At 75.2% G+C, this 21,990-nt stretch carries 22 protein-coding genes; 10 read left to right on the top strand and 12 right to left on the bottom strand.

The window, feature by feature from the left end; genetic code table 11:
* Window positions 1-38: 38 nt before the first annotated feature.
* Window positions 39-2,519 carry a right-handed parallel beta-helix repeat-containing protein gene (locus ACZ7JZ_RS07765; protein WP_470934373.1) on the top strand — a complete coding sequence of 827 codons (2,481 nt, stop codon included), beginning with the start codon at window positions 39-41 and terminating at the stop codon, window positions 2,517-2,519.
* On the opposite strand, the gene ACZ7JZ_RS07760 is transcribed toward ACZ7JZ_RS07765, so the two are convergent.
* Window positions 2,479-2,730: a hypothetical protein gene (locus tag ACZ7JZ_RS07760; protein ID WP_470934371.1), complete on the bottom strand. Its 252-nt coding sequence runs from the start codon at window positions 2,728-2,730 to the stop codon at window positions 2,479-2,481. The two genes, ACZ7JZ_RS07765 and ACZ7JZ_RS07760, sit on opposite strands and share 41 nt — an antisense overlap.
* A gap of 175 nt (window positions 2,731-2,905) precedes the next feature.
* Here ACZ7JZ_RS07760 and ACZ7JZ_RS07755 point away from each other — a divergent pair, with 175 nt between their 5' ends.
* Window positions 2,906-3,388 carry an SRPBCC family protein gene (locus ACZ7JZ_RS07755; RefSeq protein ID WP_470934369.1) on the top strand — a complete coding sequence of 161 codons (483 nt, stop codon included), beginning with the start codon at window positions 2,906-2,908 and terminating at the stop codon, window positions 3,386-3,388.
* Between the two features lie 25 nt (window positions 3,389-3,413).
* Here ACZ7JZ_RS07755 and cds1 read toward each other — a convergent pair whose 3' ends face one another.
* Window positions 3,414-4,559, bottom strand: coding sequence for an L-cysteine desulfhydrase Cds1 (gene cds1, locus ACZ7JZ_RS07750; RefSeq protein ID WP_470934367.1), 1,146 nt, complete (start codon window positions 4,557-4,559; stop codon window positions 3,414-3,416).
* Between the two features lie 191 nt (window positions 4,560-4,750).
* On the opposite strand from cds1, the gene ACZ7JZ_RS07745 reads away from it, so the two are divergent.
* A complete protein-coding gene (locus tag ACZ7JZ_RS07745; protein ID WP_470934365.1) occupies window positions 4,751-5,041 on the top strand; it encodes a hypothetical protein in 291 nt (96 codons plus the stop codon).
* A gap of 166 nt (window positions 5,042-5,207) precedes the next feature.
* Complete coding sequence (locus tag ACZ7JZ_RS07740) at window positions 5,208-5,702, top strand: ATP-binding protein (RefSeq protein WP_470934363.1); 495 nt, start codon at window positions 5,208-5,210, stop codon at window positions 5,700-5,702.
* A 108-nt stretch (window positions 5,703-5,810) separates the two neighbouring features.
* On the opposite strand, the gene ACZ7JZ_RS07735 is transcribed toward ACZ7JZ_RS07740, so the two are convergent.
* Together ACZ7JZ_RS07735 and ACZ7JZ_RS07730 are read right to left on the bottom strand one after the other, a co-directional pair.
* Window positions 5,811-7,064, bottom strand: coding sequence for an ROK family protein (locus tag ACZ7JZ_RS07735; protein WP_470934361.1), 1,254 nt, complete (start codon window positions 7,062-7,064; stop codon window positions 5,811-5,813).
* 61 nt (window positions 7,065-7,125) lie between these two features.
* Complete coding sequence (locus ACZ7JZ_RS07730) at window positions 7,126-7,812, bottom strand: alpha-ketoglutarate-dependent dioxygenase AlkB family protein (protein WP_470934359.1); 687 nt, start codon at window positions 7,810-7,812, stop codon at window positions 7,126-7,128.
* 166 nt (window positions 7,813-7,978) lie between these two features.
* Here ACZ7JZ_RS07730 and ACZ7JZ_RS07725 point away from each other — a divergent pair, with 166 nt between their 5' ends.
* Window positions 7,979-8,725 carry a maleylpyruvate isomerase family mycothiol-dependent enzyme gene (locus ACZ7JZ_RS07725; RefSeq protein WP_470934357.1) on the top strand — a complete coding sequence of 249 codons (747 nt, stop codon included), beginning with the start codon at window positions 7,979-7,981 and terminating at the stop codon, window positions 8,723-8,725.
* Between the two features lie 133 nt (window positions 8,726-8,858).
* Here the strand turns inward: ACZ7JZ_RS07725 and ACZ7JZ_RS07720 are convergent, their stop codons facing one another.
* Window positions 8,859-9,548 (bottom strand): TetR/AcrR family transcriptional regulator, encoded by a 690-nt coding sequence (locus tag ACZ7JZ_RS07720; RefSeq protein WP_470934355.1) that lies wholly within the window; start codon window positions 9,546-9,548, stop codon window positions 8,859-8,861.
* A gap of 133 nt (window positions 9,549-9,681) precedes the next feature.
* Here ACZ7JZ_RS07720 and ACZ7JZ_RS07715 point away from each other — a divergent pair, with 133 nt between their 5' ends.
* A complete protein-coding gene (locus ACZ7JZ_RS07715; RefSeq protein ID WP_470934353.1) occupies window positions 9,682-10,140 on the top strand; it encodes a nitroreductase family deazaflavin-dependent oxidoreductase in 459 nt (152 codons plus the stop codon).
* On the opposite strand, the gene ACZ7JZ_RS07710 is transcribed toward ACZ7JZ_RS07715, so the two are convergent.
* Window positions 10,124-11,629 carry a geranylgeranyl reductase family protein gene (locus tag ACZ7JZ_RS07710; protein WP_470935223.1) on the bottom strand — a complete coding sequence of 502 codons (1,506 nt, stop codon included), beginning with the start codon at window positions 11,627-11,629 and terminating at the stop codon, window positions 10,124-10,126. The genes ACZ7JZ_RS07715 and ACZ7JZ_RS07710 overlap by 17 nt on opposite strands.
* A 178-nt stretch (window positions 11,630-11,807) precedes the next feature.
* Between ACZ7JZ_RS07710 and ACZ7JZ_RS07705 the strand changes: the two genes are divergently transcribed.
* Window positions 11,808-13,172, top strand: coding sequence for a M20/M25/M40 family metallo-hydrolase (locus tag ACZ7JZ_RS07705; RefSeq protein ID WP_470934351.1), 1,365 nt, complete (start codon window positions 11,808-11,810; stop codon window positions 13,170-13,172).
* A 103-nt stretch (window positions 13,173-13,275) separates the two neighbouring features.
* Entirely contained in the window at window positions 13,276-14,043 is a 768-nt protein-coding gene (locus ACZ7JZ_RS07700) for an MBL fold metallo-hydrolase (RefSeq protein ID WP_470934349.1), read from the top strand.
* On the opposite strand, the gene ACZ7JZ_RS07695 is transcribed toward ACZ7JZ_RS07700, so the two are convergent.
* Window positions 14,012-15,001 carry an NUDIX domain-containing protein gene (locus ACZ7JZ_RS07695; protein WP_470934347.1) on the bottom strand — a complete coding sequence of 330 codons (990 nt, stop codon included), beginning with the start codon at window positions 14,999-15,001 and terminating at the stop codon, window positions 14,012-14,014. The two genes, ACZ7JZ_RS07700 and ACZ7JZ_RS07695, sit on opposite strands and share 32 nt — an antisense overlap.
* 229 nt (window positions 15,002-15,230) lie before the next feature.
* On the opposite strand from ACZ7JZ_RS07695, the gene ACZ7JZ_RS07690 reads away from it, so the two are divergent.
* The gene (locus ACZ7JZ_RS07690; RefSeq protein WP_470935220.1) at window positions 15,231-16,223 is read left to right on the top strand and encodes a LacI family DNA-binding transcriptional regulator; all 993 of its coding nucleotides are present in this window, start codon (window positions 15,231-15,233) and stop codon (window positions 16,221-16,223) included.
* Between the two features lie 112 nt (window positions 16,224-16,335).
* Here ACZ7JZ_RS07690 and ACZ7JZ_RS07685 read toward each other — a convergent pair whose 3' ends face one another.
* The 5 genes from ACZ7JZ_RS07685 to ACZ7JZ_RS07665 form a co-directional block, all read right to left on the bottom strand.
* Window positions 16,336-17,634: a DUF6986 family protein gene (locus ACZ7JZ_RS07685; RefSeq protein ID WP_470934345.1), complete on the bottom strand. Its 1,299-nt coding sequence runs from the start codon at window positions 17,632-17,634 to the stop codon at window positions 16,336-16,338.
* Between the two features lie 168 nt (window positions 17,635-17,802).
* Window positions 17,803-18,777, bottom strand: a complete 975-nt coding sequence (locus tag ACZ7JZ_RS07680) for an electron transfer flavoprotein subunit alpha/FixB family protein (protein WP_470934343.1) — start codon at window positions 18,775-18,777, stop codon at window positions 17,803-17,805.
* A 60-nt stretch (window positions 18,778-18,837) separates the two neighbouring features.
* Window positions 18,838-19,623, bottom strand: coding sequence for an electron transfer flavoprotein subunit beta/FixA family protein (locus ACZ7JZ_RS07675; RefSeq protein ID WP_470934341.1), 786 nt, complete (start codon window positions 19,621-19,623; stop codon window positions 18,838-18,840).
* 211 nt (window positions 19,624-19,834) lie between these two features.
* Window positions 19,835-20,359 carry a flavin reductase family protein gene (locus ACZ7JZ_RS07670; RefSeq protein ID WP_470934339.1) on the bottom strand — a complete coding sequence of 175 codons (525 nt, stop codon included), beginning with the start codon at window positions 20,357-20,359 and terminating at the stop codon, window positions 19,835-19,837.
* Between the two features lie 277 nt (window positions 20,360-20,636).
* A complete protein-coding gene (locus ACZ7JZ_RS07665; RefSeq protein ID WP_470934337.1) occupies window positions 20,637-21,017 on the bottom strand; it encodes a TlpA family protein disulfide reductase in 381 nt (126 codons plus the stop codon).
* A gap of 247 nt (window positions 21,018-21,264) precedes the next feature.
* On the opposite strand from ACZ7JZ_RS07665, the gene ACZ7JZ_RS07660 reads away from it, so the two are divergent.
* Window positions 21,265-21,987, top strand: coding sequence for a lysophospholipid acyltransferase family protein (locus tag ACZ7JZ_RS07660; RefSeq protein WP_470934336.1), 723 nt, complete (start codon window positions 21,265-21,267; stop codon window positions 21,985-21,987).
* Window positions 21,988-21,990: the final 3 nt, after the last annotated feature.

Here is a 21,990-nt window from a genome sequence, read left to right as displayed (position 1 = left end):
ACCAGTCCGGTCGGCAAAGGTGGGGGCACGGCAGCGTCATGGCACAGGGCACGGTCCAGGTCACGCAGGGCAGCGCGTCGCGGTGGCGGCGCAGAACCGGCGAGTACGCCACGCTGACCGAGGCCCTGGCGGCCGCGGGGGACGGCGACGTCCTCTCGGTTGCCCCGGGCACCTACCGCGAGAACCTGGTGATCCGTCACGCCGTCACCCTCCGCGGCCCCGAGGGGGCGCCGGGCGCGGTGCGCATCGCGCCCGCGGACGGGGTGGCGCTCACGGTCCGGGCCTCGGCCGTCGTACGGGACCTGCTGCTGGAGGGGCAGGACACCTCCGCTCCGGCCCTGCTGGTCGAGGAGGGCACGCCCGAGCTCGCCGACCTGCGGGTGGTGACCCGGTCCGCCGCGGGCATCGAGGTCCGCGGCCCGGCCCGCCCGGTGGTGCGGCGCACCACCGTGGAGAATCCGGCGGGCGTCGGGATCGCCCTGCTCGACGGCGCGGGCGGGGTGTTCGAGGAGTGCGAGGTGGTGAGCGCCGGTCAGGCCGGGGTCTCCGTACGCGGGGGCGCGCACCCCAGGCTGGAGCGCTGCCGCGTGCACCACTGCACCGGCGCGGGGCTGGCCGTGACCGGGGAGGGCTCCGGACTGGAGGCCCTGGGCTGCGAGGTGTACGAGGTGCGGGGCGCCGGGGTGCAGGTCTCGGCGCGGGCCGCGGCCCGGCTGACGGACTGCTCGGTGCACCGCACCACGGCGGACGGGATCACGCTGGACACCGACGCCGTGCTGGACCTGGCGGGCTGCGATATCCACGACGTACCGGAGAACGCCGTCGACCTGCGGGCCCGTTCGGTGCTCACGCTCAGCCGGACCACCGTCCGCCGCTTCGGGCGCAACGGGCTCTCGGTGTGGGACCCGGGCACCCGGGCCGCCGCCGACTCCTGCGAGATCCACGACAGTACGGGCGACTACCCGGCGGTGTGGATCAGCGACGGGGCCAGCGCCTCGCTGACGGCCTGCCGGGTGCGCGACGTCCCGGACGCGGTGTTCGTCCTGGACCGCGGCTCGCGCGCGGAGGTGGTGGACAGCGACCTGTCCCAGGTCCGCAACACCGCCGTGTCCGTCAGCGACGGGGCGGTGGCGGAGCTCGACGACTGCCGCATCCGGGAGGCGGGCACGGGGGCCTGGTTCCGCGACCACGGCAGCGGCGGCACCCTGGCGGGCTGCACCATCGACGGGGTGCAGACCGGGGTGATCGTCACCAAGGGCGCCGACCCGCGGGTGGAGCGCTGCACGGTGACCGGCTCGGCCGAGGCCGGGTTCTACGTGTCGGCGGACGGCCGCGGCACCTTCGCCGACTGCCGGGTCTCGGGCAGCGACGGCTTCGGCTTCCACGTGCTCGACGGCTGCCGCGCCACCCTGACCGGCTGCCGTACGGAGCGCTGTGCGCGCGGGGGCTACGAGTTCCCCGAGGAGGGGCCGCTCGCGCACGACTGCACGAGCGACGAGAGCGGGCTGCGGCGGGCCGCCGAGGCCGCTTCCGTCAGCTCCGCGGTGGCTGCGGGGGCGGGGCAGCCGAGCGGGGGCCCCGGCCGGGGCCCGCAGCCCTCCCGCTTCTCCTCCCCCGCCCCTGCGCCGTCCCCGCCGCTGTCGCCGTCGGCGGCCGGGGCGGTGCCCGGCCCCGGCGGGTCTCCCGAAGCCGCCGGGGCGGCGGCCTCCCGGGCCGCCCCCGAGGTGCTGGGGGCGCTGGACGCGCTCGTCGGGCTGGACAGCGTCAAGCGGGAGGTCCGGGCGCTGACCGACATGATCGAGGTGGGACGGCGCCGGCAGCGGGCCGGGCTGAAGGCGGCCTCGGTGCGCCGGCACCTGGTCTTCACGGGCTCCCCCGGCACGGGGAAGACCACGGTCGCCCGCCTGTACGGCGAAATCCTGGCCTCGCTCGGGGTGCTGGAGCGGGGGCACCTGGTCGAGGTCTCCCGCGTGGACCTCGTCGGCGAGCACATCGGGTCCACGGCCATCCGCACCCAGGAGGCCTTCGAACGGGCCCGCGGCGGGGTGCTGTTCATCGACGAGGCGTACGCGCTGGCCCCGGAGGACTCGGGGCGGGACTTCGGCCGCGAGGCCATCGACACGCTGGTGAAGCTGATGGAGGACCACCGGGACGCGGTGGTGGTGATCGTCGCCGGGTACACGGCCGAGATGGAGCGCTTCCTGACCGTCAACCCCGGTGTCGCGAGCCGGTTCTCACGGACCATCACCTTCGGGGACTACGGGCCCGGGGAGCTGCTGCGGATCGTGGAGCAGCAGGCCGACGAGCACGAGTACCGGCTCGGCGGGGACACCCCCGCGGCCCTCCTCGGGTATTTCACGGCACTGCCCAAGGGCCCGGCGTTCGGCAACGGCCGTACGGCGCGCCAGACCTTCGAGGCGATGGTCGAGCGGCACGCCGGCCGGGTGGCCCAGCTCGCCGAGCCGGACAAGGACCAGCTCACGCTGCTGTTCCCGGAGGACCTGCCGGCTCTTCCGTGAGCCGGGACCAGCAGCAGGCCTCGGGGACGGGCCGGCCGCCGCGGCGGCGGGCCGGGTCCTCCTCGGCCCCGGCGTCCGCGGCGCGGCGGAGGACGGCGGCGGTGCGGTCGCCGGTGGTGTGGACGGTGTGCGGGTCCCCGAGGAGTTCTTCGGGCGGGGCGCCCGCCACGCCGTGCACGAGCAGTTCGAGGGCGAGCGGGAGTTCGGTCACGGCGGCCCTCCCGGTGCGGTGCGGGCGCGGCCCGGCTGCTCCGGGCCCTCCCCCGGCATCCCGCTGCCCGGCCCCGCCTCCACGTCCCCGCGCGCGGACGGCGCAGACATCTGACGATCCGACAGTTAGGGTGGCGCGCAGTCCGCTTCACCGCCGGAACCCGGAGGTCACCGCCATGGCACGCCGACTGCGCCCCGTCGGGCTCGACTTCGCCGGGTCCGCCCCGGTGCGGCTCGTCTTCGACGCCGGGGCCCTCGCGCCGCCGGAGGCGGTGTACCGGGCGCTGGCCGAGGAGGTGGCGGGCTGGCCGCAGTGGTTCCGGGCCGTGAGCCTGGCCCGGCCCGTGGGCGGCGGAGCGGGCCGCGAGGTGCGGCTCGTGGGCGGGGTCCGCTTCATGGAGACGGTCGTGGCCGCGGACCCGGCGCGGCGCTACGCCTACCGGGTCGACGAGACCAACGCGCCGGGGCTGCAAGCCCTGTTGGAGGAGTGGCGGCTGACCCCGGAGGGCGGGGGCACGCGGGTGCAGTGGACCTTCGCGGCGGCCGGCCCGGCCCCGCTGCGGCTGGCGCTGCGCGCGGCCCGGCCGGGCCTGGACCGCGCCTTCCGGGACGCGGTGCGCACCCTGGACCGGCGACTGACGGCCGCCGGTCCGCGCTGAGGGGGCCGGGCGGCCGGGCAGCGGGTCAGGCCCCCGCCGGCTCCCGCCAGGCGCCCGTGGCGAGCAGGGTGTCGATCGTCGCGGCGTACGGCTCCAGTTCGAGGCCCTGCGCGGCCACCCACGCGTCGGAGTAGTACTTGTCGAGGTAGCGGTCGCCGGGGTCGCAGAACAGCGTGACCACACTGCCCCGGCGGCCCTGCGCGACCATCTCGGAGACGATCCGCAGGGCGCTCCACAGCCCGGTGCCCGTGGAGCCGCCCGCCTTGCGCCCGATCGCCTTCTCCAGGGCCCGGCAGGCGGCCACGCTGGCGGCGTCGGGGACCCGCATCATGCGGTCGACGGCGCCGGGGACGAAGCTGGGCTCCATGCGGGGCCGCCCGATGCCCTCGATCCGCGATCCGCAGTCGCTGCTCGCGAGCGGGTTGCCGTCGCGCCAGCCCTCGAAGAAGCAGGAGTTCTCGGGGTCGGCCACGCAGATGCGGGTGTCGTGCTGCATGTAGTGCACGTAGCGGGCGATGGTGGCGGAGGTGCCGCCGGTGCCGGCGGTCGCGACGATCCACGCGGGCTCGGGGTACCGCTCCAGGCGCAGCTGCTGGTACATCGACTCGGCGATGTTGTTGTTGCCGCGCCAGTCGGTGGCCCGCTCGGCATAGGTGAACTGGTCCATGTAGTGCCCGCCGGTCTCGGCCGCGAGCGAGGCGGACTCGTCGTACATCTTCATCGGGTCGTCGACGAAGTGGCACTGGCCGCCGTGGAATTCGATGAGCCGGCACTTCTCCGGGCTGGTGGTGCGCGGCATGACGGCGATGAAGGGCACGCCGATCAGCTTGGCGAAGTACGCCTCGGAGACGGCGGTGGAGCCGCTGGAGGCCTCGATCACCGGACGGCCGGGCCGGATCCAGCCGTTGCACAGGGCGTAGAGGAACAGCGAGCGGGCGAGCCGGTGCTTGAGGGAGCCCGTGGGGTGGGTGGACTCGTCCTTCAGGTAGAGGTCGATGCCCCACTCCTCCGGGAGCGGGAAGCGCAGGAGGTGGGTGTCCGCCGAGCGGTTGGCGTCCGCCTGGACCTTGCGGACGGCCTCCTTGAGCCAGGTCCGGTAGGCGTCGTCGCTGCGGTCGATGTCGAGCGTGGCCAGCGGGCCGGCGGGCCCCGGCTGTCCGGTCGTACTCATGTGCCCTGCTCCTTGCTGTGGTCCGGCTTCTCCGGTCCCCTGCTTCGCAATGTACCTCCCCCACCTGCGCAAACGCTGACTTTGGGTATCTCGTCGGATCGCTTTGGGAACGCCTGTACGGGCGTGCGCACCCCCTGGCGCGGGCCGCCGGACGGGGGCAGACTGGGCCGGGTCGAAGGGGGTGGTCGGCCATGGCGGAACCGGCGGGTGCGGAGTTCACCGCGACGGGCGTGCGCATCGACCGCTGGCCGCGGGCGCTGACCCGGGCGGGCAAGGTGGTGATCCGCGACGGCAGGCTGCACCTGCTCACCAGCAGCGGGCGGGTGATCGACAGCGCTCCGGTGGCCGCGGTGCGGGCGGCCCGCTCCCTGTTCGCGCGCCGCGGGGCGGTGGCGCGGCTCAACGGGTCCCGCTACCGGCTGTGCGTCCCGGCGGGGCGGTTCCTGGAGGCCGTACGCCGGGCCCGGGGCGAGCGGGGCTGAGCGGACCGGGGGCGGGCGGGGCCCGCGGGGTGCGAGTTGCGCCGGGTGGTGGGAGGGGTGAGTCTGGAAGGCGTCACTCGTGGTGCACCCTCGGTGAACACGCAGTCAGAACGTGCTGGATCGCATCGTCGTCTTCTTCCGGACCTCATTTCGGGGAGTCGCAGCCGTGACCGGTCATCGGAGCAGGATCTGCGCGGTGGAGCTCGAAGCTCTGCCGGCACGTATGGGCCAGATACGCAGGATCGTTTCTGCACAACTGCGGTACTGGCAGCTCGACCCCCTCGTGGACCAGGCCGCGCTCGGCGTGACCGAGCTGCTCGGCAACGTCCACCGCCACGCGCGCACCGACAAGCGCTGCACCGTGGAGCTGGAGCTGCGGCACGGCACCCTCACCGTCTCGGTCCGCGACCAGGACCCCCGGCTGCCCGAGCTGCGGCAGGCCGGCCCGCTGGAGACCTGCGGGCGCGGGCTGTCGCTCGTGGCGGCGGTCAGCGAGAGCTGGGGGGCGCGCCCGGAGCGGGCCCCGGGGCGGACCGGCAAGGTGGTCTGGTTCACCCTGGCGGCCGCGCCCGCGCCCCCGCGGGTCGCCGCACAGGTGGTGATCCGGTCCGTACCGGCGCGGGCGCCGGCGGACCTGCCGGTCGGCGCCGCGGTCGGCTGAGCGCCGGGCGGTCGGCTGGGCCCGCCGGGCGCGGCCGACGGCCTCCGGGCGCAGGTCCGCGGACCGCCGGGCGCAGGTCCGCGGACCGCCGCCCGGGTCGGCCGGCGGCTACACGGGCGCGCCCAGCGCCCCCAGCGGGTCGTCCAGCACCGGCTGCCAGGCCAGTTCGGCCGCGCCCACCAGGCTGTTGTGGTCCAGGGTGCACGGCAGGATCGGCACGCCCCCGCTGCGCCCCCACAGGCTGCGGTCGGCCACCACGGCGCGCAGCCGCTCGGGATCGGCGTCCAGCAGCTCGCGGTGCAGCCCGCCGAGGATGATGCGGTCCGGGTTGAGGATGTTCACCAGCCCCGCCAGGCCCAGGCCCAGGCGGTCGATGAGCTCCTCGGCGGCGCGGCGCACGGCGGGGTCGGCGGGGTGCGCGTACTCCTCGCGCAGCAGGTCGCGGGCCTGCTGGAGCAGGGAGACCTCGGGGCCCGGGGTGCGGCCCGCCGCCGTCAGGAGGGCCAGCGGATCGGCCTCCACGTCCAGGCAGCCGCGCCCGCCGCAGTGGCAGGCCCGGCCCTCGGGGTTCACGGTCAGGTGGCCGACCTCCAGCGCCAGACCCGAACTGCCGCTGTGCAGACGGCCGTCGAGTACGAGGGCGCCGCCGACCCCGCGGTGCCCGGTGGCCACGCACAGCAGGTGCTGGGCGCTGCGCCCGGCGCCGTGCCGGTGCTCGGCGAGCGCGGCGAGGTTGACGTCGTTGCCCGCCAGGGCGGGGCCGCCGATGCCCGCGGCCCGGACGCACTCGGCGAAGATGGCGCGGACCGGGGCGCCCGCGGGCCAGGCCAGGTGGAGCGGGTTGAGCGCGGTGCCGTCCGGTTCGGCGACGGCCGAGGGCACGGCGAGGCCCGCGCCCACGCAGCGGCGGCCGCTCTCCTTCAGCAGGACGGCCCCCGCGTCCACCACGGCGCCGAGCACCTGGGCCGGGTCGGCGGAGACGGTCACGTGCCCGGGGGCGGTGGCGACGATCCGGCCGCCGAGTCCCACGAGCGCGGCCCGGAAGCCGTCGGGGTGCACCTGGGCGGCAAGGGCGACGGGCCCGTCCTCCGCGATGGCCAGCCGGTGCGAGGGCCGGCCCTGGGAGCCGCTCGCGACCCCGGGCCGCGAGTCCACCCGGATCAGGCCGAGGGCCTCCAGCTCCGCGGCGACCGCCCCGGCGGTGGCGCGCGTGACGCCCAGTTCCGCGGTCAGCACGGCGCGGGTCGGGGCCCGGCCGGTGTGGACGAGCTCCAGCGCCGGCCCGAGCGCCCCGCGGCCGCGCTCCAGCCGGGTCCGCGTGGACGCATCCCCCACCCGCTGCGGGGCCGTGTTGCCGTTCATGGGGCCGATCCTCGCATGATCCCGGCGCTCCTCCGCATCCCGTCCCCCGCGGTGCGGCCGGTCAGCGGAGGCCGCTGACGCGGAGCGTGATGTTCAGGCGCCCCGCGAGCCCGAGGGCGGGCGGCCCGCTGCCCGGGTGCACCCGCGGTACCCCGTGGTAGGCGCGCCGGGCCGGGCCGCCGAAGACGAAGAGGTCGCCGCTGCGCAGCTCCACGTCGGCGTAGGGGCGGCCGCGGGAGCCCTCCGTGCCGATCCGGAAGACGCAGGAGTCGCCGAGGCTGAGCGAGACCACGGGGGCGGGCGAGCTCTCGTCGGTGTCGCGGTGCATGCCCATCCGGGCGCCGGGCCCGTAGAAGTTCACGAGAGCGGTGTCGTACGGGGCGCCGTCCGGATCCCCGTACGCTCCGGCGTCCGGCCCCGGTCCGTACGCCTCGCGCACCGCGTCCCGGGCCAGATCGGCGAGCCAGGAGGGGAGGGGTTTGACGGGGGCGCCGTCGCCGTCCACGGCGGTGGGGGCGTAGCCGTACGGGAACCAGTGCCGGCCCAGGCACACCTGGCGGGCGCTCATCGTGCCGCCGCCCGGGATGCGGACGGTCCGCAGCCCGGCCGGCGGGCGGGCCCACTCCCGGCAGGCGGCGAGCAGGGCGCGCTGCCGGGCGGGCGGCAGCCAGTCGGGGACGTGGACGGCTCCGGGGGCGGGCCGGGCGCGGTCCCTCGGGAACAGCCCGCCGTCCGCCGCCTCCGCCACGGCCGCCCCCTCGCATCGTTGCTGTCGTTCTGTCGTTCTGTCGGTCTGTCCTGCTCGCCCTGCCGGCCGGTCGTCCTGCCGGGCCCGCCGGGCCGTGCGCGCCCGGGGGTGCCCACGCCGTGGAACGCCCGCACCCCATCCTGGCAGGCCTGGCACACTCGCGCGCATGGAGATCACCGAGTACATCAAGGTCCTTGAGCGCGAGGGTGTTTCGCTGGCGGACGCGGCGGAGCGGGCCGGTACGGACGCGGCCGTGGCGACCTGTCCGGGCTGGCGGGTCGCGGACCTGCTGCGGCACACGGGCGCGGTGCACCGCTGGGCCGCGCGCTACCCCGCCGAGGGGCTGCGGGAGCGGGTGCCGTTCGGTGAGGGCCCGGAGCTGGCCGGGCAGGAGCTGACGGCCTGGTTCCGGGAAGGGCACGCGGCGCTCGTGCGCACCCTGTCCGAGGCGCCGGAGGACCGGCAGTGCTGGACCTTCCTGCCCACGGCCGCGCCCTCCCCGCTCGCCTTCTGGGCCCGGCGGCAGGCCCATGAGACCACCGTCCACCGGATGGACGCCGAATCGGCGCTGGGCCGCGGGTTCGGGCCGGTGGAGGCCGGGTTCGCGGAGGACGGGGTGGACGAGCTGCTGACCGGGTTCCACGCCCGGCCCCGGAGCCGGGTGCGGACCGGCGGGGAGCCGCGGGTGCTGCGGGTGCGGGCCGCCGACACGGGCGCGGTATGGACCGTACACCTGTCGGCGGAGCCGGCCCGGACGGTGCCCGGGGACGGCGGCGGGCCCGCGGACTGCGAGGTCACGGGCACCGCCGAGTGGCTGTACGCGGCGCTGTGGAACCGCCTGCCGCTGGCGGGCCCGGAGGTCTCAGGGGACCCGTCGGTGGCCCGGCTGTGGAGCGAGACCTCCGCGATCTGAGGGCGGAGGGCCGGGCAGTCGTACGCGGGGGCGGGACCGGCGGGCCGCGGGCCCACGGGCGGGCGCGCGGAGGGCGGGCACGGACGCAGGCCGCGGACCCGGCGGGCGTACGGTCGCCCGCCCCCGCGCCACCTCAGAGGCCGACCTCCGCGGCCAGCCGGTCCGCCGCGTGGGCGAAGAAGGCCTCCCGGTCCTCGACCACGTTCTGGAACTGACCGAACAGCTCGAAGGAGACCAGCCCCATCAGCTGGGCCCAGGCCGCGACCAGGGCCGCCGTCACCTCCGCGGGCAGTTCCATGCCCAGGTCGGCGGCCATCCGCTCCGCCTCGGGGCGCAGCGGGGCGGCGAGCGGCGGCCGGCCGAGGACTCCCTCGTCGCGGGCCCGGCGGGCGACGGCGACGAGGGTGTTGCCGACCCGCGAGGCGGGGCCGACGGTGTCCTGCGGGGCGCTGTAGCCGGGGACCGGCGAGCCGTACAGGAGGGCGTACTCGTGGGGGTGGGCGAGGGCCCAGGCGCGGACGGAGCGGCAGACGGCCGCCCAGGCCCCGCGGGGGGCGGCGCCCTCGCGCCCGGCCTCGGCGAGGGCGCCCTCCGCCGCGGCCCCGACGCTGTCGTAGGCCTCGGTGATCAGCGCGGTCAGCAGCTCGTCACGACTGGGGAAGTAGCGGTAGAGGGCGGAGGAGACCATCCCCAGCTCCCGGGCCACGGCGCGCAGCGAGAGCCTGGCAGCGCCCTCGGAGGCCAGCTGTCTGCGGGCCTCGTCCTTGATGGCGGCGGTGATCTCGATCCGGGCCCGCTCCCGGGCCCCTCGCACGGTACTCATACGGGCATCCTGCCACGGAAACAGAGCACCGACCAGAAACGAGAGCAGTGCTCTTGAATTGCCGGACGCCTGCGTGCACACTGATCTCAAGCGAGAGCACCGCTCTCCACACTGCGAGCACCGGGAGACCGCCATGAGCAGCAGCACCCCGTACTACGTGCAGGCCGGACCCTTCGCCAAGCGCTTCAACTCGCTCTTCGGCAAGCTGGCCCGGATCGGCATCAGCCTCGCCGGAAGCGCCGAACTCTCCGTCCGCGGCCGGAAGTCCGGGCAGCTCCAGCGGATCCCGGTCAACCCGTACACGCACACGGACGGCGCCCGGTACCTGGTCTCGGCGCGCGGCCACTCCCAGTGGGTGCGCAACATGCGCGCGGCCGGCGGCGGCGAGCTCCGCGTGGGCCGCAGGGTGCGGGTCTTCACGGCGACGGAGGTCACCGACGCCGAGAAGCCCGAACTCCTGCGCGGCTACCTGAAGAAGTGGGAGTGGGAGGTCAACCAGTTCTTCCGGGGGGTGAACGCCGCCTCCACGGACGCCGAACTGCTCGCCGCCGCCCCCGACCACCCGGTCTTCCGGATCACGGTGACGGGGTGACCCGCTCCCGCCCGCCGGCCTCCCCGCCCGGCGCCTCCTGCGCGGCCCCGGCCGCCCCCTGCGCCCCGGCTCCGGCCGGCGCCGCCTGCCCGTGCCTGCGGTCCAGGGCCTCCAGGGCCCGGCGCGCCACCGGCGAGGTCTTCACCATCGAGGCCAGGGTGGCGGAGCCGCGGGTGATCCGCGCGAACGCCCGCCAGGCGGGCCGGAATCCGGTGACCGCCGCGTGGAGCACCCCCGGCCGGCTCTCGAAGACGGCCAGCATCCGGCGGCCGACGCCCATCTCCACGCCCAGGCCCGCCTTGACGGCGAAGGCGTAGTTCAGCGCCTGGCGGCGGGTGTCGACGGCGTCCTGCGCCTCCGCGATGCGGACCGCCCACTCCCCCGCCAGCCGGCCCGAGCGCAGCGCGAAGGAGATGCCCTCGCGGGTCCACGGCTCCAGCAGCCCGGCCGCGTCCCCCGCCACCAGCACCCGGCCGCGCGAGAGCGGCGAGTCCTCCGTGCGGCAGCGGGTCAGGTGCCCGGAGGAGACCGCGGGCTCGAAACCGGCGAGGCCGAGCCGTCCGATGAACTCGTCGAGGTACCGCTTGGTCGCCGCACCGTCGCCGCGGGCCGAGATGACCCCGACGGTGAGCGTGTCGCCCTTGGGGAAGACCCAGCCGTAACTGCCCGGCAGCGGCCCCCAGTCGATGAGCACCCGGCCCTTCCAGTCCTCGGCGACGGTGGCCGGGACCGGGATCTCCGCCTCCAGTCCGAGGTCCACCTGCGCGGTCTTCACCCCCACGTGGGCCCCGATCCGGCCGGCGCTGCCGTCCGCGCCGACCACCGCGCGGGCCAGCACGGTCTCCCCGTCCGCGAGCACCACGGCGACCGTGCGGCGGTCCGGCACGGCCGGGCCGTGCTGCTCCACCCGCGCCACCGCGACGCCCGTGCGCACCTGCGCCCCGGCCTTCTCGGCCGCGGCCACCAGGGCGGCGTCGAAACCGGCCCGGTTGACCAGCCCGAAGAGCATGTGCCGCGAGCGGCGGGTGCGGGTCAGCCGGCCGTTGAGCGAGAAGGTGACCGCGTGGATCCGGTCCTCCAGCGGCAGCACGAAGCCCGGCGGCAGGGCGTCGCGCGAGGGGCCGATGATGCCGCCGCCGCAGGTCTTGTACCGGGGCAGCACGGCCTTCTCCAGCAGCAGGACCCGGCAGCCCGCGGCGGCCGCCGCGTGGGCCGCGCTGGCCCCGGCGGGTCCGCCGCCGACCACCACGACGTCCCAGATTCCCCCGGCGCCCGGCTCCGCGGCCGGCTCCGCCGCGGGAGAGCCTTCCTGCGGGCCCGCGCCCTCCTGCGGATCGGCCTGCTCCTGCGGGTCGGCCTGCTCCTGCGGGCCGTCCGCCGTCTCCGGGCCCGTCCCGCCGGCCGGCTCCTGCGCCTGCGGCTCCTCGCGGCCTTCGCCCTCGTACCGCCCGCGGTCCGCCCCGCCCTTGTCCCCGTGCTCGCTCACGATGTGCTGATGCTCCTGTATCCCCAGTTGCTCCGGTGCCGAGCGCATCCTACGGCCGGGCCCGCCGCGGGCCCGCTGTGGGAAGATCGGCTCTGTCCCCGCCGTGATCCCGCCGCGCCCACGAGGCGTACGGTTCCCGGCGTACACGTACCACAACGTCGCACCCACGAGGAGCGTGCCCATGACGTCCCATCCGATCGCCGAATCCGTCGCCGCACTGATGCCCCGCGCCAAGACGGAGCTGACCGAGCTGGTGGCCTTCCAGTCGGTGGCGGACTGGGCGCAGTTCCCGAAGAGCGAGAGCGAGGGCGCGGCCAACTGGGTCGCCGACGCGCTGCGCGCCGAGGGCTTCCAGGACGTGGCCCTGCTCGACACCCCCGACGACACGCAGTCGGTGTACGGCTACCTGCCCGGCCCCGAGGGCGCCCCGACGGTGCTGCTGTACGCGCACTACGACGTGCAGCCCCCGCTGGACGAGGCAGCCTGGGACTCCCCGCCCTTCGAGCTGACCGAGCGCGGCGGCCGCTGGTACGGCCGCGGCGCCGCGGACTGCAAGGGCGGGTTCATCATGCACCTGCTCGCGCTGCGCGCCCTGAAGGCCAACGGCGGGGTGCCGGTGGGGGTCAAGGTCATCGTCGAGGGCTCCGAGGAGCAGGGCACCGGCGGCCTCCAGCAGTACGCCGAGGCCCACCCCGGCCTGCTGACCTCCGACGCCATCGTGATCGGCGACGCGGGCAACTTCCGCTGCGGGCTGCCCACGGTCACCGCGACCCTGCGCGGGATGACCCTGGTCCGCATCCAGGTGGACACCCTGGAGGGCAACCTGCACTCCGGCATGTTCGGCGGCGCCGCCCCGGACGCGCTGGCCGCGCTGATCCGCGTCCTGGACTCGCTGCGCGCCGAAGACGGTTCGACGACCGTGGACGGCCTGGAATCGGACGCGGTGTGGGAGGGCCTCCAGTACCCGGAGGAGGACTTCCGCGCGGACGCGAAGGTCCTCGACGGGGTGGAGCTGATCGGCGGGGGCACGGTCTCGGACCGGCTGTGGGCCCGCCCCGCGGTGACCGTCCTCGGCATCGACTGCCCGCCGGTGGTCGGCGCCACGCCGTCCGTGCACGCGAGCGCCCGCGCCCTGGTCAGCCTGCGGGTGCCGCCGGGCATGGACACCGTCCGCGCGAACGGGCTGCTGGCGGCCCACCTGGAGAAGCGGACCCCGTGGAACGCCCGGGTGACCGTGGAGCAGGTCGGCCAGGGCCAGCCCTTCCAGGCGGACACGGCGAGCCCGGCGTACTCCTCGATGGCCGCGGCGATGGCGGTCGCGTACCCCGGCAAGCAGATGCAGGCCGCGGGCATGGGCGGCTCGATCCCGCTGTGCAACACCCTCCAGACCCTGTACCCGGAGGCGGAGATCCTGCTCATCGGGCTCAGCGAGCCGGAGGCGCAGATCCACGCGGTGAACGAGTCCGTGTCCCCGCAGGAGCTGGAGCAGCTCTCGGTGGCCGAGGCGCTGTTCCTCGTCAACTACGCGGAGTCGAAGAAGGGCTGAGCCCGGCAGCAGAAGGGACGGGTCCGCTCGCTGCGCTCTGCGCGTACTCCGCCCAGAGCGTGGCGGCGCCCGTTCCGCCCCGGCCCGTGCGTACGTTCGGGTCATGGATCTTGTCGAGTTCACCGAGGTGCGGCCGCGGCTGCACATGTTCCGCTTCGAGATCGGCCAGGCGTACCTCTGGCAGGACGGTCCCGAGCTCACGCTGGTCGACGCCGGGAACGCCGCCTCGGCGCCCGCCATCGAGTCCTCCATACGCTCCCTCGGGCTGCGCCCCGAGGACATCCGCCGGATCGTCCTGACGCACTGCCACCGCGACCACGTGGGCGCGGCGGAGGAGCTCGCCGACCGGTACGGGGCCCGGGTGCTCGCGCACCGGCTGGAGGCGCCGGTGATCCGGGGCGAGGCCCCGGTGCCCGAACCCGTGCTCCTCGACTGGGAGGTCCCGCTGTTCACGCACGGGCTGACGGTGCCCGAGGCCCCGCCGACCCGGGTGGACCGGGAGGTCGAGGACGGCGAGGAGCTGGGCTTCGGGGACGGCGCGTACGCCGTGCACGCCCCCGGGCACACCGACGGCAGCATCGGCGTCCACCTGCCCCGGCACGGGGTGCTGTTCACCGGCGACTGCGTGGCGGGGGTCGGGCAGGTGATGCTCGGGGTGTTCAACACCGACCGCGCCCGCGCCCTGGACTCCTTCCGGCGGCTGGCCGCGCTCTCCCCCGAGGTGGCCTGTTTCGGTCACGGCGACCCGCTGACCGCGGACGCGGCGGCCGTCCTGAAGTCCGCGGCGGAGCAGACGGCCCTCCAGGGCCCGGGCGGGGGCGGCCGCGGGGCGCCCCCGGTCAGCCGACGGGGGTGCCCGCCTCCAGGTTGAGGACCCCGGAGCGCTCGCGGGCACGCAGGGCCCACCGCAGCCGTTCGAAGCGGACCTCGGGCAGCAGGGCGGCCGCCTCCGTCTCGGTGACGAACCGCCAGGCCCGCAGCTCCGGCCCGGGCAGGCGCAGCCGCGCGGTCCGCCCCGGGTCGAGCCGGCCCCCGTCGAACAGCAGCCGCATCCCGCCGTACGAGGGGCCGCGCGGCGGCTCCCAGTCCACGACCAGCAGCCGGGGCACCTCGTCCAGTTCCACGCCGAGCTCCTCGGCGACCTCGCGCATCCCGGCCCGCGCGGGGGCCTCCCCGGATTCGACCACCCCGCCGGGGAACTCCCAGCCGGGCTTGTACGTGGGGTCGACGAGCAGCACGCGGTCCTGCTCGTCGAAGAGCAGCACGCCCGCGGCCAGGGTCTCCCCGGCCGGGGCGGGGGTCTGGACGATCGGGCAGGGTCCGGCGGCCCCGCTGCGCAGGGCCCCGGCGACCAGCTCCGCGGCCCGGCGCGCCCCGGCGCCGCCGTCCACGGCGTACGCGTCCGCCGCCAGCCAGGCCGGGGGGCCGGCGGAGGCGCTGCCGGCCCCGGCCGCGGTCCCCGCTTCAGGGCCCGTCCGCAGGATCGTTTCCTCGCCGGTCAGGTACACGTGGTGGACGGGGATCCGGCGGGCGGCGAGCCCGCCGAAGATCTCGTCGCGGTACTCCTGGCGCAGCAGGGTCACGGGCACCACGAGCACCCCGCCCAGCTCGTTGAGGAGCGCCGCCGCGGAATCCACGACCAGGCGCCGCCAGATCGGCAGGTCCTGGCAGTCGGCCACCTCGTCGAGCCGCTCGCGCGGCAGCAGCCGGCGCAGCGCACCGGCGACCGTCCCGGGGTCGTACAGGTGGCTGTTCGGGATCAGTCCGGTCAGCTCGCGTGCCGTGCTGGTCGTGCCGGCACTGAACGCGCCGTTGATCCAGACAATCACGGGTACCCCTTCGTCCGAAGCCTCCGCAGCCCCCAGCGAGCCCCCAGTGGCCTGCCCGCAACACCCTGTCACGGAAACGCCGTTACCGGCCAACTACGCCCTGACAACGTTATCGCTGCCCCTACCCTGTAAGCGCGCAGGCCACAGGCCCGCCCGCACCCCAGGAGGATTGACGACCGTGCCCGTCCCGCCCCGCCCGTCCGAGCCCCGCTACGGCATCCGCCCGACGATGAAGGACGTGGCGGCCCATGCGGGGGTGGGCCTGAAGACGGTCTCCCGGGTGGTCAACGGCGAGCCGGGGGTGACCTCCGAGACCGAGCGCCGGGTACGGGAGTCCATCGCCGCCCTCGGCTTCCGGCGCAACGACAGCGCCCGGGTCCTGCGCAAGGGCCGCACGGCAAGCATCGGCCTCGTCCTGGAGGACCTGGCGGACCCCTTCTACGGGCCGCTGGGCCGCGCGGTGGAGGAGGTGGCCCGCGCCCACGGGGCCCTGCTGATCAACGGGTCCAGCGCGGAGGACCCGGAGCGGGAGCGGGAGCTGGCCCTCGCCCTGTGCGCGCGCCGGGTGGACGGGCTGATCGTGATCCCGGCCGGGGACGACCACCGCTACCTGGAGCCGGAGATCCGGGCGGGGGTGGCCACCGTGTTCGTGGACCGGCCGGCCGGCCGCATCGAGGCGGACGTGGTCCTGTCGGACAGCTTCGGCGGGGCCCGCACCGGGGTGGCCCACCTGATCGCGCAGGGGCACCGGCGGATCGGGTTCATCGGGGACCACCCGCGCATCCACACGGCGGTGGAGCGGCTGCGCGGCTACCGGGCGGCCATGGCCGCGGCGGGGCTGCCGGTGGACCCGGCCTGGGAGTCGCTGGGCTCGACGGCGGCGGAGCGGGTGGCCGGGGCGGCGGCGGGGATGCTGGCGGGCCCGGCGCCGGTGACGGCCCTGTTCGCGGGCAACAACCGGGTGACGGTGACGCTCGTACGGGTCCTCGCCGGCCGGCAGCGGCCGACCGCCCTCGTCGGCTTCGACGATTTCGAACTGGCCGATCTGCTGCGGCCGGGGGTGACCGTGGTGGCCCAGGACGCGGCCGCGCTGGGGCGGGTGGCGGCGGACCGGCTGTTCGCCCGGCTCGGCGGGGCCCGACCGGATCCGGCGCGGGTGGAGCTGGCGACCCGGCTGGTGCCGCGCGGCTCGGGGGAGATCCCCCCGCCGCCCGGGGTGTGACAGCACCCCGGGCGGCACTGCGGGACCCGTCCCTCGTGCGGACGGGTCCCGCGGGGTGCCGGGCCCCGGGCCGCCTCCCCCGGATCCGGGGATCCGGAGGGGACGCCCCGGATCAGGCCGTGGCGGTCAGGGTGGCCGAGCGGCGCGGGATGGCGAAGGCGTCGAGCTCGGCGCGGCTCAGCCCGGTCAGGGCGGTGACCTCGTCGGCGCCGACGGCCCCGCAGTCCAGGCCGCGGACCAGGTAGCCGGCCAGCGCCTTGGCGGTGGCGGGCTCGTCCATCACGTCGCCCTCGATCCTGGCCACGTAGGCCTTCAGGCGGGCCGCGGCGGCCTCCAGGCCCTCGCGGTAGAAGGTGAAGACGGCGGCGTACCGGGTGGGCAGGTGGCCGGGGTGCATGTCCCAACCCTGGTAGTAGGCGCGGGCCAGGGCGCGGCGGGTGAGCCCGTAGTGCAGCTTCCAGGCCTCGTGGACCTTCTCGGTGGTGCCGACGGGCAGCACGTTGGTGGAGCCGTCGGAGACGCGCACGCCGGTGCCGGCGGCGGCGACCTGCATGATCGCCTTGGCGTGGTCGGCGGCGGGGTGGTCGCTGGCCTGGTAGGCGGCGGACACGCCGACGCAGGCGCTGTAGTCGAAGGTGCCGTAGTGCAGGCCGGTGGCGCGGCCCTTGGCGGCGTCGATCATGCGGGCGACGGTGGCGGTGCCGTCCGAGGCCAGGATGGACTGGCTGGTCTCGATCTGGATCTCGAAGCCGATCCGGCCGGGGCGCAGTCCGCGGGCCGCCTCGAAGGCCTCCAGTAGCTCGACGAAGGCGGAGACCTGCTCGGCGTAGGTGACCTTGGGCAGGGTCAGGACCAGGTTGTCCGGCAGTCCGCCGTGGGCGAGGAGGCCGGAGAGGAAGACGTCGGTGGTCCGGATGCCGCGGTCGCGGACGTTGGACTCCATGCACTTCATCCGGATGCCCATGTACGGGGCGTTGGTGCCGTTGGAGTAGGCCTCGGAGACCAGGCGGGCGGCGCGGGCGGCGGCCTGGTCCTCCTCCTCGTCGGAGCGGACGCCGAAGCCGTCCTCGAAGTCGATCCGCAGGTCCTCGATGGGCTCGCTGGCGAGCTTGGCGCGGACGCGCTCGTAGACCGGGCCGGCCAGCCCGTCGGGGATGCCGAGGACCTTGGCGAAGGTGGCGGCGTCCGGGGCGTGCTCGTCGAGGGCGGCAAGGGCCTGCTCGCCCCAGCTGCGGACGGTGCCGGGGCCGAAGACGTCACCGGGCACGTAGACGGTGTGGATGGGCTGGCGGGTGCCGGGGTCGCCCGGGTAGCGGCGCGCGAGCTCCGCGTCCACCGGCGCGAGGGAGGCGCTGATGCCCTCGCTGACCGCGCCTGCGAGGCTCGTTGCCACCTTCTCCTGCTGACCCATCCTGCACTCTCCTATTTTCCGCTTCACGGAAGCATTGATCCGCATAGCAGAATTTAGTCAGGGCGTCCCGCTCCGTCAATGGTTGCAGGAAACGGCTCGGGGCCGCGTGGCGAGAGTCACCACGCGGCCCCGGGCCACTGCATCAGCGCAGGTCAGTGCGTCAGGGTCTCAGCCCTTGCGCGCCTTGATCTCCTCGGTCAGCTGCGGGACGACCGCGAAGAGGTCGCCGACCACGCCGTAGTCGACCAGCTCGAAGATCGGGGCCTCGGCGTCCTTGTTGACGGCCACGATGGTCTTCGAGGTCTGCATGCCTGCGCGGTGCTGGATCGCGCCGGAGATGCCGGAGGCGATGTACAGCTGCGGGGAGACCGACTTGCCGGTCTGGCCGACCTGGTTCGAGTGCGGGTACCAGCCGGCGTCGACGGCGGCGCGGGAGGCGCCGACGGCGGCACCGAGCGAGTCGGCGAGGGCCTCGATGATCCCGAAGTTCTCCGCGCCGTTGACTCCGCGGCCGCCGGAGACCACGATCGCGGCCTCGGTCAGCTCGGGGCGGCCCGTGGACTCGCGCGGGGTGCGGGAGACGACCTTGGTGCCGGTGGCCAGCGCACCGAAGGTGACGGCCAGGGCCTCGACGGCGCCGGCGGCCGGGGCGGCCTCGACCGGGGCCGAGTTCGGCTTCACGGTGATGACCGGGGTGCCCTTGGAGACGCGGGACTTGGTGGTGAAGGAGGCGGCGAACGCGGACTGCGTCGCGACCGGGCCCTCGTCACCGGCCTCCAGGTCGACGGCGTCGGTGATGATGCCGGAGCCGATGCGGACCGCGAGGCGGGCCGCGATCTCCTTGCCCTCGGCGGAGGACGGGACCAGGACGGCGGCCAGGGAACCTGCGGCCGACACAGAGTCGTACGCGGCCTGGAGGGCGTCGACCTTCGGGACGACGAGGTAGTCGGCGAACTCGGGGGCGTCGGCCGTGAGGACCTTCACCGCGCCGTGCTCGGCGAGGACGGCGGCGGTGTCCGCGGCACCGGCGCCGAGGGCGACGGCGACGGGCTCGCCGATGCGGCGGGCCAGCGTCAGCAGCTCCAGGGTGGGCTTGCGGACGGCGCCGTCCACGTGGTCGACGTAGACGAGAACTTCAGCCATGGGACTGATCTCCTGCTGTTGCGAGGTGTGAGGGGGCGGTGAGACGGGTGGCCGAAGCTCTTAGATGAACTTCTGGCCGGCCAGGAACTCGGCCAGCTGCTTGCCGCCCTCGCCCTCGTCCTTGACGATCGTGCCGGCGGTGCGGGCCGGGCGCTGCGCCGCGGAGTCCACCGCGGTCCAGGCGCCCTCGAGGCCGACCTCGTCCGCCTCGATCTCGAGGTCCGACAGGTCCCAGGACTCCACCGGCTTCTTCTTGGCGGCCATGATGCCCTTGAAGGACGGGTAGCGGGCCTCGCCGGACTGGTCGGTCACGGAGACGAGCGCCGGGAGGGAGGCCTCGAGCTGCTCGCTCGCGGAGTCGCCGTCGCGGCGGCCGGTCACGGTACCGTCCTCGACCTTGACCTCGGAGAGCAGCGTGACCTGCGGGACGCCGAGGCGCTCCGCGAGGATGGCGGGGAGGACGCCCATGGTGCCGTCGGTGGAGGCCATGCCCGTGATGACCAGGTCGAAGCCGGCCTTCTCCAGGGCCTTGGCGAGCACGAGCGAGGTACCCATGACGTCGGTGCCGTGCAGGTCGTCGTCCTCGACGTGGACGGCCTTGTCGGCGCCCATCGACAGCGCCTTGCGCAGGGCGTCCTTGGCGTCCTCGGGGCCGACCGTCAGGACGGTGACCTCGGCGTCGTCCGCTTCCTCGGCGATCTGCAGCGCCTGCTCGACGGCGTACTCGTCGAGCTCCGACAGCAGGCCGTCGACGTCCTCGCGGTCGACGGTCAGGTCATCGGCGAAGTGCCGGTCGCCGGTGGCGTCGGGCACGTACTTCACACAGACAACGATCCTCAGGCTCACGCCGGCTCTCCTACTGCATCGTCTTTTCTGGGCTGCCTTGTCCAGGCAGCATAGGCGCCATACGAGGCGGATCCCGGTCGGGGCGGCCCGCGCTCCGAACGAAATGTTACTCGTCAGTACACCGTGCCCTCCGCCAGGAAGCAAGCTCGGTGAACTGTGACCTTCCCAACGCGCGAACAGGGCTTGAAAGTGCCCGCAAGCTGGGAGGACTTCAGTCCCGGAGCGCGTTGAAGCGCCCCTGGTGGTACAACAGCGGCCGGCCACCGCCCCCGGGCCCCCCGCAGGCGTCCCCCGCGACGACCTCGGCCAGCACGATCCGGTGCTCCCCGGCCGGCACCCTCGCCACCACCCGGCAGACCGTCCAGGCCAGTACGCCGTCCAGCAGCGGCACCCCCTCGGGGCCGGTGTGCCACTGCGTGGCGGGCCCGAAGCGGTCGGCCCCGCTGCGCGAGAACAGCCCCGCCAGCTCCTGCTGGTGCTCGCCGAGCACGTGTACGCCGACGTACCCGCTCGCGGAGACCGCGGGCCAGCTGGACGAGCCGGTCCCGATGGAGAAGGACAGCAGCGGCGGGTCGGCCGCCACCGAGCTGAGCGAGGTGGCGGTGAAGCCGGCCGGTATGCCGTCGCGGGCGGCGGTGATCACCGCGACCCCCGCCGCGTGGCGCCGGAAGACGGAGCGCAGCAGTTCGGGGGAGCCGGGCAGGGCGGTGGTGGCGGGGAGGGCCTGGGCCGTCATGGGGTGTCCTTCTGAGAGGTTGCGAGGGGAACCGGTCAGGAGCCGGGACAGCGCGCGCTCGCGTGGCGGGCCAGATCGAGGTGGATCCGTCCGTAAAGAAGGAGTTCAGACCGCATGCCGTCACCTTGTCGACGTGTGGCATGTGCAGTCAAGCGGCTACGGCGAGATGCGAGCGGGGTCACGGCCCGGGGGCGCCCGCGCGGGCCCTCGGGGCGCGCTCGGGGGCTCCGGCGCCCCGTGTGCGCGGCCGGGCGGCCGGCGGGGCCCGGCGCCGCAGTCAGAGGGCGGCGCCGAGGGCCGCGATGACGTCCGCCTTGCGGGGCATCCCGGCGGCGCGGCGCACGATGCGCCCCTGCCCGTCCAGGACCAGCACCGTCGGGGTCTTCTCGATCCCGAGCTCCCGGACGAGCGCGAGGCGCGCCTCGGCGTCGACCTCCACGTGCGCGACCCCTTCCACCAGGGCCGCCACCTCGGCCAGGATGCGGCGCGTGGCACGGCAGGGCTGGCAGAAGGCGCTGGAGAACTGGACCAGGGTGGCCCGCTCCCCCGGCTCGGCCCCCAGCTCGGCGGCGCCCAGCCGCCGCCGCGCGCCGTCCTCCTGCGCCGCCCGCCCCGGGGCTCGCGCCCCGTCGCTGCCGGGCCCGTCGGGCTTCCGCACGTCTGTTCTCCGCTCTGCCGGTTCCTGATGACTGAAGGGGAAGTGAAGGGGGATCGGGGGGTGGATACGCACGGACGAGCGCCCCCGCACACCGCCGCATTCCCGGCGTGACGAGAATCTCCCCGGGCGCGTGCGTCTCGGCTGGCCTGCGGCGCTGCCATGGGGCACGATCCCCTTTGCCACGTACCTACGATGGCGTAACTTCCCGGGAGAACCTCCCCAGGCAGAAAGAGGGGACCTCCCCGCTATGGCAGAACTGGTCTACCCCCCGGTCGTCGGCGCCGCGCACCTGCTCTTCCGCGGACTCGACATCCGCATCGACATGAAGGGCACCGAGAACATCCCGAAGCAGGGCGGGGCCGTGCTGGTCTCGAACCACATCGGGTACCTCGACTTCATCTTCGCGGGCCTGACCGCGCGGCCCTCCAAGCGGCTGGTGCGCTTCATGGCCAAGGAGTCGGTGTTCCGGCACAAGGTCTCGGGGCCGCTGATGCGCGCCATGAAGCACATCCCGGTGGACCGCGAGCGGGGCGAGGCCGCCTACCAGCAGGCCCTGGACGCCCTGCGCTCCGGCGAGATCATCGGGGTGTTCCCCGAGGCGACCATCTCCCCGTCCTTCACGCTCAAGAGCTTCAAGTCCGGCGCCGTGCGCATGGCGCAGGAGGCCGGCGTGCCGGTGATCCCGGTGGCACTGTGGGGCACCCAGCGGCTGTGGACCAAGGGCCGGCCCAAGGACCTCAAGCGCAGCCACATCCCCGTGACGATGCGCGTGGGCGAGCCCATGGAGGCCCCGGCGGACCAGTTCGCGGGCGCCCTGACGCGCCGGCTGCGCGACCGGGTGCAGGAGCTGCTGGACGCGGCCCAGCGGGCCTACCCGGCCCGCCCCAAGGGCACCGAGGACTCCTGGTGGCTGCCGGCCCACCTCGGCGGCACCGCCCCGACCCCGGCGCAGGTCCGCGACGCCGGCTGAGCC

Source organism: Streptomyces sp. NPDC038213, assembly GCF_055600495.1.
The sequence above is the reverse complement of the archived record's forward strand: the minus strand, read 5'-3'. Positions and strand labels throughout refer to the sequence as shown.

Coding starts and splice junctions, on each gene's coding strand:
- ACZ7JZ_RS07765 (WP_470934373.1), top strand. CDS start 39: ATGGCACAGGGCACGGTCCAGGTCACGCAGGGCAGCGCGTCGCGGTGG.
- ACZ7JZ_RS07755 (WP_470934369.1), top strand. CDS start 2,906: ATGGCACGCCGACTGCGCCCCGTCGGGCTCGACTTCGCCGGGTCCGCC.
- cds1 (WP_470934367.1), bottom strand. CDS start 4,559: ATGAGTACGACCGGACAGCCGGGGCCCGCCGGCCCGCTGGCCACGCTC.
- ACZ7JZ_RS07745 (WP_470934365.1), top strand. CDS start 4,751: ATGGCGGAACCGGCGGGTGCGGAGTTCACCGCGACGGGCGTGCGCATC.
- ACZ7JZ_RS07735 (WP_470934361.1), bottom strand. CDS start 7,064: ATGAACGGCAACACGGCCCCGCAGCGGGTGGGGGATGCGTCCACGCGG.
- ACZ7JZ_RS07725 (WP_470934357.1), top strand. CDS start 7,979: ATGGAGATCACCGAGTACATCAAGGTCCTTGAGCGCGAGGGTGTTTCG.
- ACZ7JZ_RS07720 (WP_470934355.1), bottom strand. CDS start 9,548: ATGAGTACCGTGCGAGGGGCCCGGGAGCGGGCCCGGATCGAGATCACC.
- ACZ7JZ_RS07715 (WP_470934353.1), top strand. CDS start 9,682: ATGAGCAGCAGCACCCCGTACTACGTGCAGGCCGGACCCTTCGCCAAG.
- ACZ7JZ_RS07705 (WP_470934351.1), top strand. CDS start 11,808: ATGACGTCCCATCCGATCGCCGAATCCGTCGCCGCACTGATGCCCCGC.
- ACZ7JZ_RS07700 (WP_470934349.1), top strand. CDS start 13,276: ATGGATCTTGTCGAGTTCACCGAGGTGCGGCCGCGGCTGCACATGTTC.
- ACZ7JZ_RS07690 (WP_470935220.1), top strand. CDS start 15,231: ATGAAGGACGTGGCGGCCCATGCGGGGGTGGGCCTGAAGACGGTCTCC.
- ACZ7JZ_RS07685 (WP_470934345.1), bottom strand. CDS start 17,634: ATGGGTCAGCAGGAGAAGGTGGCAACGAGCCTCGCAGGCGCGGTCAGC.
- ACZ7JZ_RS07680 (WP_470934343.1), bottom strand. CDS start 18,777: ATGGCTGAAGTTCTCGTCTACGTCGACCACGTGGACGGCGCCGTCCGC.
- ACZ7JZ_RS07670 (WP_470934339.1), bottom strand. CDS start 20,359: ATGACGGCCCAGGCCCTCCCCGCCACCACCGCCCTGCCCGGCTCCCCC.
- ACZ7JZ_RS07660 (WP_470934336.1), top strand. CDS start 21,265: ATGGCAGAACTGGTCTACCCCCCGGTCGTCGGCGCCGCGCACCTGCTC.